This is a genomic window from Chitinophaga sp., from assembly GCF_039596455.1.
GTDB lineage: Bacteria > Bacteroidota > Bacteroidia > Chitinophagales > Chitinophagaceae > Chitinophaga.
Genome location: NZ_JBCNJR010000001.1, coordinates 946134 through 958278 on the forward strand (window position 1 = coordinate 946134; position 12145 = coordinate 958278).

The 12145-nt window shown below is 51.2% G+C and carries 13 protein-coding genes; 7 read left to right on the top strand and 6 right to left on the bottom strand.

Annotated elements, in window-relative coordinates:
- Positions 1-8 precede the first annotated feature (8 nt).
- Positions 9-3203: an efflux RND transporter permease subunit gene (locus ABDW36_RS03910; RefSeq protein ID WP_343700568.1), complete on the top strand. Its 3195-nt coding sequence runs from the start codon at positions 9-11 to the stop codon at positions 3201-3203.
- A gap of 123 nt (positions 3204-3326) precedes the next feature.
- Here ABDW36_RS03910 and ABDW36_RS03915 read toward each other — a convergent pair whose 3' ends face one another.
- The 5 genes from ABDW36_RS03915 to dusB all read right to left on the bottom strand — a co-directional run bounded on the left by ABDW36_RS03915 (position 3327) and on the right by dusB (position 7348).
- Positions 3327-4289: a helix-turn-helix domain-containing protein gene (locus ABDW36_RS03915; protein ID WP_343700569.1), complete on the bottom strand. Its 963-nt coding sequence runs from the start codon at positions 4287-4289 to the stop codon at positions 3327-3329.
- An 8-nt stretch (positions 4290-4297) separates the two neighbouring features.
- Positions 4298-4654: a hypothetical protein gene (locus ABDW36_RS03920; protein ID WP_343700570.1), complete on the bottom strand. Its 357-nt coding sequence runs from the start codon at positions 4652-4654 to the stop codon at positions 4298-4300.
- Positions 4655-4757: 103 nt separating this feature from the next.
- Positions 4758-5558, bottom strand: coding sequence for a pyrroline-5-carboxylate reductase (gene proC / locus ABDW36_RS03925; RefSeq protein ID WP_343700571.1), 801 nt, complete (start codon positions 5556-5558; stop codon positions 4758-4760).
- A 138-nt stretch (positions 5559-5696) separates the two neighbouring features.
- Positions 5697-6266: an NUMOD4 domain-containing protein gene (locus ABDW36_RS03930; protein ID WP_343700572.1), complete on the bottom strand. Its 570-nt coding sequence runs from the start codon at positions 6264-6266 to the stop codon at positions 5697-5699.
- Positions 6267-6298: 32 nt separating this feature from the next.
- Positions 6299-7348, bottom strand: a complete 1050-nt coding sequence (gene dusB, locus ABDW36_RS03935) for a tRNA dihydrouridine synthase DusB (RefSeq protein ID WP_343700573.1) — start codon at positions 7346-7348, stop codon at positions 6299-6301.
- A gap of 80 nt (positions 7349-7428) precedes the next feature.
- On the opposite strand from dusB, the gene ABDW36_RS03940 reads away from it, so the two are divergent.
- From ABDW36_RS03940 to ABDW36_RS03960, 5 genes are all read left to right on the top strand, one after another.
- Positions 7429-8391, top strand: coding sequence for a CPBP family intramembrane glutamic endopeptidase (locus ABDW36_RS03940; RefSeq protein WP_343700574.1), 963 nt, complete (start codon positions 7429-7431; stop codon positions 8389-8391).
- Between the two features lies 1 nt (position 8392).
- Positions 8393-8626 carry a DUF2007 domain-containing protein gene (locus tag ABDW36_RS03945; protein ID WP_343700575.1) on the top strand — a complete coding sequence of 78 codons (234 nt, stop codon included), beginning with the start codon at positions 8393-8395 and terminating at the stop codon, positions 8624-8626.
- Between the two features lie 31 nt (positions 8627-8657).
- The gene (locus tag ABDW36_RS03950; protein WP_343700576.1) at positions 8658-9515 is read left to right on the top strand and encodes a phosphatidate cytidylyltransferase; all 858 of its coding nucleotides are present in this window, start codon (positions 8658-8660) and stop codon (positions 9513-9515) included.
- Positions 9516-9582: 67 nt separating this feature from the next.
- Entirely contained in the window at positions 9583-10239 is a 657-nt protein-coding gene (locus ABDW36_RS03955) for a phosphatidylserine decarboxylase family protein (RefSeq protein ID WP_343700577.1), read from the top strand.
- Between the two features lie 31 nt (positions 10240-10270).
- A complete protein-coding gene (locus ABDW36_RS03960; RefSeq protein ID WP_343700578.1) occupies positions 10271-10519 on the top strand; it encodes a hypothetical protein in 249 nt (82 codons plus the stop codon).
- Positions 10520-10591: 72 nt separating this feature from the next.
- Here the strand turns inward: ABDW36_RS03960 and ABDW36_RS03965 are convergent, their stop codons facing one another.
- On the bottom strand, positions 10592-11290 hold the full coding sequence (locus ABDW36_RS03965; protein ID WP_343700579.1) for a YjjG family noncanonical pyrimidine nucleotidase: 699 nt from the start codon (positions 11288-11290) through the stop codon (positions 10592-10594).
- 141 nt (positions 11291-11431) lie between these two features.
- Between ABDW36_RS03965 and ABDW36_RS03970 the strand changes: the two genes are divergently transcribed.
- The gene (locus ABDW36_RS03970; protein ID WP_343700580.1) at positions 11432-12139 is read left to right on the top strand and encodes an SDR family oxidoreductase; all 708 of its coding nucleotides are present in this window, start codon (positions 11432-11434) and stop codon (positions 12137-12139) included.
- The last annotated feature ends 6 nt before the right edge of the window (positions 12140-12145 follow it).

Genomic DNA, 12145 nt, shown 5'->3' on the forward strand with positions numbered 1-12145 from the left:
ATTGAATCATGAAGATTACAGAGATTTCTATAAAAAGGCCAACGGTGGTGGTAGTACTGTTCACCATCCTGACCTTGCTTGGTTTCATCAGCTACAAGGCCCTCAACTATGAGCTGCTGCCCAAGTTCTCTTCACCGATAGTAACCATTGCTACGGTGTACCCTGGCGCCTCGCCCCAGGAGGTGGAGAGCACCGTTACCAAAAAAATTGAGGATGCGGTGGCCTCTATGGAGAAGATCAAAAAACTGACCTCCAAATCGTCTGAAAGCTTGTCTGTAGTAACAGTAGAGCTGAATAACGATGCCAACGTGGATATTGGGCTGCAAGACGCGCAGCGGAAGGTGAACGCTATTCTGGCGGATCTGCCGGGAGACGCCAAACCGCCTTCGCTGAACAAGTTCTCGATAGATGACCTGCCCATTATGACCCTCTCCGCTACGGCCAAAATGGACGACCGCCAGTTCTTTGACCTGGTAGACAAAAAGCTGCAGCCCCAGCTCTCCCGCCTGCCCGGCGTAGCCCAGATCACGCTCATCGGCGGCCAGGAAAGGGAGATCAAGATCAATATAGACCCCAAGAAACTGGAAGCATATAAATTATCCATTCTGCAGGTGCGCCAGCTGGTGACCAATGCCAACCTTGACTTCCCTACCGGTAAGGTAAAAACCGTAGACCAGCAGATACTGGTGCGCCTGGCAGGGAAATACAAGAATGTGGAACAGCTCCGCAACCTGGTGCTCACCACTATGGACAATGGTACCCAGGTGAGGTTGCAGGATGTGGCGGATGTGCAGGACGACCAGAAAGACGCCGAAAGGATTGCACGCGTAGACGGCCTGAACGCTATTGCGCTGCAGGTGCAGAAACAGACGGACGCCAATGCGGTGGAAGTGAGCGAACAGATGAAGAAGGCGATAGCTGGGATTGAAAAAGAATATGCCGCCAACAATCTGAAAATCAAGATAGCTAATGACGCGTCTGTGTTCACCCTGGAGTCTGCAGACTCCGTGATACATGACCTTATCATAGCCGTATTGCTGGTGGCCGCAGTAATGATGTTGTTCCTGCACAGCATCAGGAACGCCATTTTTGTGATGATCTCCATCCCCGCCTCCCTGATTGCCACTTTCATAGGCATGAAGCTGTTCGGCTTCTCGCTGAACCTCATGAGCTTGCTGGGTCTTTCCCTGGTGGTAGGTATCCTGGTGGATGACGCCATTGTGGTACTGGAAAATATTTACCGCCACATGGAGATGGGGAAGAACAAGGTGCGTGCTGCGTTTGACGGTGTGAAGGAAATAGGCTTCACCGTTACCTCCATTACCCTTGTAATTGTAGTGGTGTTCCTCCCCATCTCGCTCACCAATGAGCTGGTAAGTAAGATTCTCCGCGAGTTCTGCGTGGTGGTGATGATATCTACCATGCTCAGTTTGCTCACCTCCTTCACCATTGTGCCCCTGCTGGCTTCCCGCTTCGGCAAGCTCACGCACCTGACGGGCAAAAACTTTTTCCAGAAATTCATTCTCTGGTTTGAAAAGCAGCTGGACAAATTCACCGAATGGATGACCAACACCCTGAAATGGGCGCTGGCACATAAAACCATCACCATTGTTGGTTCCCTGGTACTGCTGATCGCTTCTTTCCAGCTGGTAGGCAGGGGCTACATAGGCGGGGAGTTCATTCCCAAAGGTGACCGTGGCCAGTTCATCATTCTGCTGGAAATGCCGAAAGACGCGTCTCTGGAACAAACCAACCAGGCTACGCGCAAGGTAGAGCAGCTGATGGACAAAAAGCAGGAGGTGACCTCACTGGTAACCACCGTTGGCCAGACGTCTGAAGACGGTTTCGGTACTTCCCAGTCTACCGCCTATAAATCAGAGATCACCGTGATGCTGGTAGACCAGCACCTGCGTGAGGCGGCAGACATCTTTGCCGCCAAAGTGAAGAAAGAGCTGAAAGAGCAGATGCCCGGCGTAAAAGTAAAAACCACCCCGGTGAGCATACTGGGTACCGCAGAGCGGGCGCCGGTAGAGCTGGTGGTAATGGGTTCAGACCTCGACAGCGTAATGAGCTTTGCAAAAAAAGCCATGGCCGAACTGCAGACCATTGAAGGCTCCAGTGAAGTGAAACTGTCTGTGGAAGAAGGTAACCCGGAAATCAACGTACAGGTAGACAGGGATAAGATGTCTTCCCTGGGCCTCACGCTTGATAATGTAGGTGGTACCATGCAAACCGCCTTTAGCGGTACGGCAGATGATTCCAAGGTGAAATTCCGCCAGGGCGAATATGAGTATGACATCAACATCCGGTTTGATGACTTCAACCGGAAAAACATACAAGACGTAGCCAATATCGATTTCAAGAATGACAAGGGCGAACTGATCAAACTGTCGCAATTTGCCACTGTTACCGAAGGCTCAGGCCCCAGCCGGCTGGAGCGCCGTGACAAGAACACGTCTGTGTCCGTACAATCTCAGGTAATGGGCCGCCCGTCCGGTACTGTTACGCAGGAGTTTGGCGCCAAAGTGGCCAAGCTGCAGAAACCCGCCGGCGTATCTTACGTATTTGGCGGTGACGCGGAAAACCAGGGAGACTCTTTCTCCACGCTGGGCGTGGCGCTGCTGATCTCCATTGTGATGGTGTACCTCATTATGGTGGCTTTGTACGATAACTACATCTACCCCTTCGTGGTAATGTTCTCCATTCCGTTGTCTATCATCGGCGCCCTGCTGGCGCTGGCGTTAACCAACAATACGCTGAACATCTTTACCATATTGGGTATGATCATGCTGATAGGCCTGGTGGCCAAGAACGCCATTATATTGGTAGACTTTACCAATCAGATGAAGGAGGAAGGGCAAAGCACTTACAATGCCCTGCTGCACGCCAACAGGGCGCGTTTACGCCCCATTCTGATGACCACCATAGCCATGGTGATAGGCATGCTGCCCATTGCATTGGCCACCGGTGGTGTGGCGTCTACCAAGAACGGTCTGGCCTGGGTAATTGTGGGCGGGCTTATCAGCTCCATGTTCCTCACCCTGATAGTGGTGCCTGTGATATACATGGTGGTAGACAAGCTCATGGCCAAGTTTGGTATGGGCAGGATCTCGAAGAAGCGTTACATCCGCCAGCGGATGGTGGCGCCTACCAAGAAGGAGCTGGAGCTGCAGGAGCTGTCTTCCGCTTCCATGATGAACTGATAAAATACTTGCATAAGTGATAATAGTGTTACAAACAGTGTAACAGTTGTAGGTTTAACTAAATGGCCGGGATATTCTTATCCCGGCCTTGATTTTTGCTTAATATAAATAGAGAGAAGAGGGCTAGATATTAAAATCCATGTAGAAGGCGCTGGTATAGTCAATGGCGCTTTTATGGCGGCCTCCGTCAAATTTATCTGCGTTGAACCTGGCAGCGCAGGAAATGGCATCTTGCATGGCCCTGAACTCAGATTCCTCAAATTTTTCCTCGTCAGTTCTGGGCAAGTGGGAGGTGTATTGCTCCATTTCCACGGCTCCTGCATCTACTATGGTAACGTCAATAAATGATTTGCTGAACAGACAGTCATAAATGTAACCGGCGTACCTTGGGGCCGGATGCCGGCAGATAGACTCATAGGCAATACCGCTCACACCAAAGCCGCTGCGGCTGTAGTGAATGAAGTCTGCCAGGAAAAAAAGCTTGTCAAGCCGGGTCTTATTAGGTTTCACCTCCATAGAAAAGAAACTGGCCATGTGCCCTATGCGTTCCATGTCTGCCTGCCTGTAACCGTTGAAAGAGCTGAGGCCTTGCTCTCCCAGCACCCGTTTCTTGATCAGTTCCTCATCGTCATTGCGGGAGTTGAGCCGGCCTTCCAGCTTTTTGTATATTTTATCTACTTCATTCACACTAAGATCATTTTTGCTCAGCTCCAGCAGGTCCATGAATTTTTCCGGGTTTTTGGCCAGTTGTATGAGGCGCCCTACCGAGGGGCTGGGAATTTCCCCCAGTTCATAGTTGCGGTACACATTGGTGCCCAGGCCCAGCACGTCACTCATTTTGGAAGCGCTGAGGCCGTACTGCTCCCGGATGCTCTTGATCTCGTCTACAAAGGGAATGCCGTGCTTGCTGCGGTATTGATTGTATACCTGCGTAAGGTTCAGGTGGTCAATTTCGTCAACAGTAAACCGTTGTCCTGTAGTATTATCAGTGTAATAATGATAAACGATCTCGAAAGATTCCTTCCGGAAATCAAGAGTGTCCCTCTCTTTGTGTAAAGTAGCATTCGCTAATTGTCCCGGTATCATATCAGCACTTATTGGTGTTTAAATGGGTATACCATCGGTTCCTCTGCTGGGTGGAAGGAAATGCAGATCGGGCTGTCGTTTTTCTCGCCAATAGATATTTTTACGCACACTTCATATTCTCTTATCATTTTACCGAACACCCACACTACAGGGGCGTCTACACTTCCCTTGTTTTCAATGGGCCCGCCAATGTAATCTTCCACCTTCAGCTCTTCTATCACTTTCTTACGTTCCCATAAGGGAAGTTCCATTACCAGCAACGCCATTGAATTTTTCTTCTCGTTGTCCACGTATTTGATAATACCTCCAACCTTGATCTTATGGTGCAGCGCTTTCAGGTAATCTTCGATATAAAGTTTCTCCATAGTTGTCGTTTATTCACTTTCAGTGTGAATATCGACACCAAATTATTGTAAATTTCACTTTCAAAGTGATTTACGGTCTTTCATTAACAAACGGTTAGCAAAATTAATCTTTCGCTATCCGGTTATATGACACCGTAATACCCTTGATGAGTGAGGAGCTGAAGCCCTGGTGTTCCATCTCGTTGAGACCCGCAATGGTGCAGCCTTTCGGGGTGGTTACCTTGTCTATTTCTTCTTCAGGGTGGCGGTTTTCGCGGATCAGCAGTTCTGCAGCGCCTTTTACCGTTTGAGCGGCAATGCGGGTGGCGGTGCGGGCATCGAAACCGATTTCAATACCACCCTGGATGCTGGCACGGATGAAGCGCAGGGCGTAGGCAATGCCGCAGGCGCCCAGCACGGTGGCTGCATCCATCAGCTTTTCGTCTATGCTCACGGTTTCTCCCAGCTGGTTAAACATGTCTGTTACAAAGGCCGTTTGGTCTTCCGTAACGTTACGCCCGCAAACGCAGGTGATGGATTCCTGTATGGCAATGGCCGTATTGGGCATGGCGCGGAAAATGGGCATGCCGGGCAGGGTGATCTTTTCCAGCTCGTCCAGCAGCACGCCGGTTACCACGCTGATAAGCATTTGTTTTTTGGCGTCAAAGGACGCGCGCAGCCCGCTCAGCACTTCTTTTACATTGTATGGCTTGAGGGCCACCACCACCACGTCTGCCTGGCCGATGGCTTTGGCATTGTCTGTTTCCACCTGCACGCCTTCACCGGCCAAACCTGCCAGGGTGGCTATATTGCGCTTGGTAATAGTAATATCTGCTGCCTTCGAAAAGCCGCTCTTCAGCAAACCTTGTGCAATGGCTGCACCCAGGTTGCCACCGCCAATAATGGCGATCTTTTTACCGGACATAGTCTATCATTTTAGAAGGGTAAGGTATGACAAAACGGGGAGGCGTGCAAGGGCGGGGCTTTAAAAGGCAATGGTCCCCATTTTCAGGGAACCATTGTCAGACAACATCATTTATGATCATTCCTGATGACTCAGGCATTAATCCAGGGTAACGTGGCTCCAGTTTTCTCCGCTTTTGATACGGTAGAGCTGCATTTCGCTGATGGAGAACTGCTCAGCGATCTGCTTCATGGTTTTTTTGCCGGGCTTGTTCAGCAGGCGCTTGATGCTTTTCACTTTGCCCACGTTCAGCTTCAGCCCTTTCTGGCGGTGGCGCTGCAGTTCCTTGTAAGCAATTTTTGCCGGGCTCTTCTGCTGGTGTTTTTCCATTTCTTCTTTGGTTGCCCAGCGGAGATTGGTGGCTTTATTGTTCTTTTTATCAAAGTCGAGGTGAATCACATATTTCTGGCTGCGGCTGGTTTTCGGGATGAACAGGCGGGCCACTTCGCGGTGCAGGTAAAGAGACTGGTAGGTGTCTGCCGGCTTGATGTTCAGTACCGTATATCCTTCTACGGTAGAGCCGTTCAACAATTTGCCGTCTTCAATGCTTTCGTGGTAACTGATCACTCTTCCCATATTGGACACCGCGTATTTTTTACGCAGGGCAGATTTGTTTTTAATCTGCAAGTCTTTCCAGACTTCGTTTTTCAGATTTTTGATCGTGGCCATTGTGAAGTAATTTTTTTGTGATTCAATTGGGATTAATCCGGAAAACCACACGCCGCTACCATATCTGTTTCAGCCATCGGGGCCATTGTCCTTTCAAATATATGATCTTTGTACTGTAGTGCAACGGCGTCCAGCACTTCTTCTACCGCCGCTGCCGTATTGCAAGTTACTAATTGTGAACGGAATTCTTTGATGTGGGGCAGGCCTTTCAGATAATTTGTGTAGTGCCGCCGCATTTCCAGGATACCTACCACATCTCCTTTCCAGCTGATGGAATGGCGCAGGTGCTGTTTACACACTTTTACCCGTTCTGCCACGGTGGGTGGGGGCAGGTGGCTGCCGGTATGCAGGAAATGCTTGATCTCGTTGAATATCCAGGGGTAGCCAATGGCGGCGCGGCCTATCATTACCCCGTCTATCCCGTACTTTTCCCGGGCGGCCTTGGCTTGTTCCGGGGTGCAGATGTCGCCGTTGCCGAAAATGGGGATGTGGATGCGGGGGTTGTTCTTCACCTTGCCTATGAGTGTCCAGTCTGCATTGCCCTTGTACATCTGCGTGCGGGTGCGGCCGTGAATGGTGAGGGCCTTGATGCCCACGTCCTGCAGCCTTTCCGCCACTTCTTCTATGTTTTGGGTATCATCATCCCAGCCCAGGCGCGTTTTTACCGTTACGGGCAGGCGGGTAGCCTTTACCACGGCTTCCGTGAGGCGCACCATTTTGGGCACGTCTTTCAGAATACCGGCGCCTGCGCCTTTGCAGGTCACCTTTTTTACGGGGCAGCCGAAGTTGATGTCCAGCAGATCGGGCTTGGCCACTTCCACTATCTGAGCGGCCATGGCCATGGGCTCTTCGTCCCCTCCGAAAATCTGTATGCCCACCGGGCGCTCGTAATCGAAAATATCCAGCTTTTGCCGGCTTTTAATGGCATCCCTGATCAAACCCTCAGAAGAAATAAATTCCGAATACATAAGGTCAGCCCCGTTGGCTTTACACACCGCCCTGAACGGCGGGTCGCTCACGTCTTCCATGGGGGCCAGCAATAAAGGGAATTCTCCCAGTTCTATATCTCCTATTTTTACCATATTATTATCGAAAAAAAGTCACGCCGCGGTTAACTGGCAAACACAGTGTAAATTTACGCAAAATTACCACAGCAATATTTATGGGCTACTTACGGCAATACTCTCCTTTTCTGCAACTGATCACGTTTTTGGGGTTGTGGTTCGCGTTCATGTTATTGTATTCCCTGTTTTTGGCAGGCTTTTTTCCTGCTATCAGCGGCGGCTATACGATAGGGCAGATGGAAGATACCAAGGTATGGGGAGATCCTGCTTTCATAAGCGGCCTAAAAATAGTACAGTTCCTCTATACCCTGATCAGCTTCCTGGTACCGGCCCTCATATTTGCCTACCTTGCCCACCCGCGGCCGGCGGTGTATATGGGGCTCGCGCAACGGCCCCGCTCGCTGCAACTGCTGTTGGCGCTGCTGGTAGTATTCTGCTCCCTGCCGCTGGTAAACGTGCTGGGTGAGTGGAACAGCACCTGGCCGGTATCCCAGTCTCTTCGCGACCTGGAAGAACTGGCCACCAAACAAACCAAACTGCTGCTCAACATGCCTGACATAGGGGCCATGCTGTTCAACCTGCTGTTGCTGGCACTGTTACCTGCCATTGCCGAAGAGGTGTTTTTCCGCGGGGTATTGCAAAGGATATTAACAGCATGGGTCAAAAATGGTTGGGTAGCCACCGTTATTGCCGCCGTCATTTTCAGCGCCATTCACATGCAGTTCCTGGGTTTTATGCCCCGCCTGCTGCTGGGCTTCCTCATGGGCGTCATCTACCTGGTAACCGGCAACCTCTGGCTGGCCATTGGGGGGCACTTTTTGAACAACGGCCTGCAGGTGGTGTTAGTGTATCTGTACCAGGCCAAGATGATCAGCTATGATGCCATGAAAGACGAGCACGTGCCAGCCATATACGGCCTGCTGAGCGCGTTGGTGGCCGGCCTCCTCATCTGGCAGCTGTATAAACGGGCCAGGGCCGCGGGGCAAACCTTTGCTTTACCGCCGGAGCCCGGAGATGAAGACGGGGAAACCGAGAACGATTCAATATTTAAAGACTATTAATATGGAAAAAGACTGGATAAAAGTATTTGGCAGCAAGAGCCCCTTTGAGGCGGAAATTATCAAGGGCATGCTGCTGGAAAATGACATAGAAGCGGTGCTCGTTAACCGCCAGGATTCTTCTTTCGGCAGCATGCTGCCGGGTATGGACGAAGTGTACGTACATACCTCCAACGAAAGCAAGGCCAGGGAACTGATTGCCGCCAGCGGGGAGAGGAACGTCGAAAACAATCAGTAGCTTTACGCCCTGACCCAACTTTATAGTTCAGATGAAGACCTTCATTACGCGCACCATTACCGCATTGTTCTTTGTAGCCATTATGCTGGGGGGCATTTTGTGGAATGAGCTGTCTTTTTTCCTGCTTTTTTTCCTTATCAATTTTTTTGCGCTGCAGGAATACTTCAAGCTGGTGCGGAATATAGACGCCGAATACCAGGAAATCTCGCCGTGGCATAAATACGGCGTGCTGGTGGCCGGCTGCGCTATTATGATGGCCGCTACAGATGCCAGCTTTGGCGGCAGTGGTGTTTCCGTAGGGGAAATAGGCTGGGCCATGGCACTTATTTTTGTGCTGATACTGCCGTTGGGAGAAATACTGATGAGCAAGGTGTTTTCCCTCAAAGCCATCGGGTATTCGCTGCTGGGGCTGATCTATGTAACCATGCCGTTGGCTTTGCTGGTGAGCCTGCGCCTGCAGCCCCACACGCCTACGCCTGTTGGTTATCTGATTCCCCTGCTGCTCATCATCTTTATCTGGATCAATGACACCATGGCTTATATCGTAGGCTCCCTCATAGGCCGCACGCCTTTCTTCCCCGCCATTTCCCCAAAGAAAACCATTGAAGGCACTGTAGGCGGCATGGTGCTGGCCATCGCTGCCGCGGGTGTTTTCGGATACTTTTGGGGCAATGAGTGGCTGCACTGGCCGCACTGGATAGGGCTGGCCTGCATAGCCGCCATTTTCGGTACTGCGGGAGACCTGCTGGAATCACGCCTGAAACGCCTGGCCGGCGTAAAAGACTCCGGCAGCATCATGCCCGGCCACGGCGGTTTCCTTGACCGCTTCGATTCCCTGCTGGTGGCCGCACCCTTTGCCTGGATATATGTTAACTTTGTAGTTCTTTAAATAGAATAAATTTTCTTCATACCTTCGTACCGCCGGAAACCGGTTATACCTAAAATCCAATTGAACAATGACAATCCATCGTGAGGGAACAGCTACCATCACCTTAGTATTTGTGCTGCTGGCGCTTATCAACGGCGCCATATTTTACTGGCTTGCCTCCTCTCCGCTGCTGTGCTGGACGGTTTTCGGCATATCCGTAGTATTCTTCCTGTTTATTGTATCCTTCTTCCGCATACCTTCCCGTAACATGGAACAGGGCGAAGGCCTGGTGATTGCCCCGGCAGACGGTAAAGTGGTGGTTATTGAGGAAACTTTTGAGGCGGAATACTTTAAAGACAAGCGCCTGCAGGTGTCTATCTTCATGAGCCCGGCCAACGTGCACGTAAACCGCAACCCCATCAGCGGTGAAGTGAAGCTGAGCCAGTACCATGCCGGTAAATACCTGGTAGCCTGGCACCCGAAATCATCTACCGAAAATGAACGGCATACTGTGGTGATCGGCAATGGCCGCCAGGAAATTCTGGTACGCCAGATAGCCGGGGCCCTGGCCCGCAGAATTGTGAACTACCTGAAGGCGGGCATGCAGGTAAGGCAGAATGAAGAAATGGGCTTCATCAAATTCGGTTCACGCGTGGATATTTACCTGCCTGTAGGCACCAAGGTAGACGTTGCGCTGGAGCAAACCGTGCGGGGCGGCCAAACGGTGATTGCGAAACTGGGTTAAATGCCCTATCTTTAAAACAAATACGTACGCCATGAAGAAACTTTTTTTTGCATTTGCAGCCGTTGCCCTGATGGCTGGCCCCGTGGTAGCACAGGAAAAAGCTGCTGCAGACAAGAAAAAAGCGAAGAAGGAAGCTGCCTGCCAGAAAGGTGCGGACGCGGCCTGCTGCAAAAAGGAGCAAACGGCCCAGAACAAATCCTGCTGCATGCCGTCTAAAGCCGCCGGCCTGAAAACTGCCGCGGCAGCCAAAAAACAAACCAAACCCGCTCCCAAAGGGTAACTATACTTCATTGCATTAAAAAGGGGTTGATGGCAGCATGCTATCAACCCCCTTTCTTTTTACCATGCGTTGTTATAAAATATCTTTCAGCTCTTTCAGGCTGCGGATGGTGTAGGTGGGCGTAACGCCTTCCTGCGTTTGGCCGGGTGCAAAATACACCTGGTCCATACCTGCTTCCTGCGCGCCAAGGATGTCTACGTCAAGCGTATCTCCGATCATGATGCTTTCTGAAGCGCTGGTGGAAGACAATTTCATGGCGTAGTCAAATATATCCCGGTGGGGTTTCAGCGAGCCGGCGGTTTCAGAGGTCACGATGTGCGTGAAGTAATCATGTATGCCGGAATGTTTCATTTTAAGGCGTTGCGTTTCCTCAAAACCGTTGGTGATGAGGTGAATGGGATAGTTTTTATCCTGCAGGTAATCCAGCACCTCTACCGCATGCGGGAACAGCGCGGTTTTGGTGGGCAGCACCTCCAGGAAACGTTTGCCAATGGCATCGCAAAGCTTGTCATCACAGATCTTGAACTCCAGGAAGGTCATGGAGAAACGTTTGGTACGCAGATCGTTACGATTGATGAACCCTTTCCGGAAGCGGTCCCACAGCTTGTCATTGATCACGGAATAGCTGGCATAAAATTCCCCGAAAGAGGGAATGCCCCTTTTCTCAAGCCCGTGTTCCGCGTAAAGCTCCTGTAAAGTAGATACCGCATTGGTTTCAAAATCCCATAGGGTGTGGTCCAGGTCGAAAAAAACGTGTTTATAGCGCATCATAATCCGTGTCGTTGGCAACTGTTGTTCCCTGCAAATTTACGACAACCTGCGGACATGGGTGGTTTTATCATCTTTTCGCGCTTTCATATTTCCAAAAATGGAAAGCATTGTGTAAAATGCAGCCTGAACAAAGGAACAGATATGTATGCAATCATTACCGGGGCCAGCAAGGGCATTGGGCGTGCAGTAGCGGAGCGGCTGGCGGCGGAGGGGTTTGATATAGCCATTTGCGCGCGGCATGCTGACACGCTGGAAACCGCGCGTGCCGCGGTGGCCGCAAAGCGGCCGGGAACAAAAGTACTGGCTGAAGTGGTAGATATGGGCCGCAAGGAAGAAGTGGTGGCCTTCGGAAAAAAGGTAGCGGCCGCCATGGGAGAAGCGCCTGACATTCTGGTAAACAACGCCGGCATTTTTGTGCCCGGCGCGGTACATGAAGAGGAAGAGGGCCACCTGGAAAATATGATGGCCGTAAACCTCTACAGCGCCTACCACCTCACCCGTTTGCTGCTGCCGGGCATGAAAGCGGCGCAGAAAGGCCACATCTTCAACCTCTGCTCTACCGCCAGCCACAAGGCCTACCCCAACGGCGGCTCTTACAGCATCACCAAATTTGCCCTGCTGGGGTTTTCCAAAAACCTGCGGGAAGAAATGAAACCCTTCCGCGTGAAAGTGACCTCCATTAGCCCGGGCCCCACATGGACGGCTTCGTGGCAGGGGTTTGAAGGGCCGGAAGACCGCCTGATGGAACCGGAAGACGTGGCCGCCATGATATGGGCTGCCTACAACCTCAGCGAACAGGCCGTGGTTGAAGACATTCTCATGCGGCCGATGCTGGGCGACATTGAGTAAAATCCT

Bases quoted from the DNA above. Each gene is read 5' to 3' on its own strand.
- ABDW36_RS03945 (WP_343700575.1), top strand. From the start codon at position 8,393: ATGGAAAAAGACTGGATAAAAGTATTTGGCAGCAAGAGCCCCTTTGAG.
- ABDW36_RS03910 (WP_343700568.1), top strand. From the start codon at position 9: ATGAAGATTACAGAGATTTCTATAAAAAGGCCAACGGTGGTGGTAGTA.
- ABDW36_RS03965 (WP_343700579.1), bottom strand. From the start codon at position 11,290: ATGATGCGCTATAAACACGTTTTTTTCGACCTGGACCACACCCTATGG.
- proC (WP_343700571.1), bottom strand. From the start codon at position 5,558: ATGTCCGGTAAAAAGATCGCCATTATTGGCGGTGGCAACCTGGGTGCA.
- ABDW36_RS03930 (WP_343700572.1), bottom strand. From the start codon at position 6,266: ATGGCCACGATCAAAAATCTGAAAAACGAAGTCTGGAAAGACTTGCAG.
- ABDW36_RS03950 (WP_343700576.1), top strand. From the start codon at position 8,658: ATGAAGACCTTCATTACGCGCACCATTACCGCATTGTTCTTTGTAGCC.
- ABDW36_RS03920 (WP_343700570.1), bottom strand. From the start codon at position 4,654: ATGGAGAAACTTTATATCGAAGATTACCTGAAAGCGCTGCACCATAAG.
- ABDW36_RS03915 (WP_343700569.1), bottom strand. From the start codon at position 4,289: ATGATACCGGGACAATTAGCGAATGCTACTTTACACAAAGAGAGGGAC.
- dusB (WP_343700573.1), bottom strand. From the start codon at position 7,348: ATGGTAAAAATAGGAGATATAGAACTGGGAGAATTCCCTTTATTGCTG.
- ABDW36_RS03955 (WP_343700577.1), top strand. From the start codon at position 9,583: ATGACAATCCATCGTGAGGGAACAGCTACCATCACCTTAGTATTTGTG.
- ABDW36_RS03940 (WP_343700574.1), top strand. From the start codon at position 7,429: ATGGGCTACTTACGGCAATACTCTCCTTTTCTGCAACTGATCACGTTT.
- ABDW36_RS03970 (WP_343700580.1), top strand. From the start codon at position 11,432: ATGTATGCAATCATTACCGGGGCCAGCAAGGGCATTGGGCGTGCAGTA.
- ABDW36_RS03960 (WP_343700578.1), top strand. From the start codon at position 10,271: ATGAAGAAACTTTTTTTTGCATTTGCAGCCGTTGCCCTGATGGCTGGC.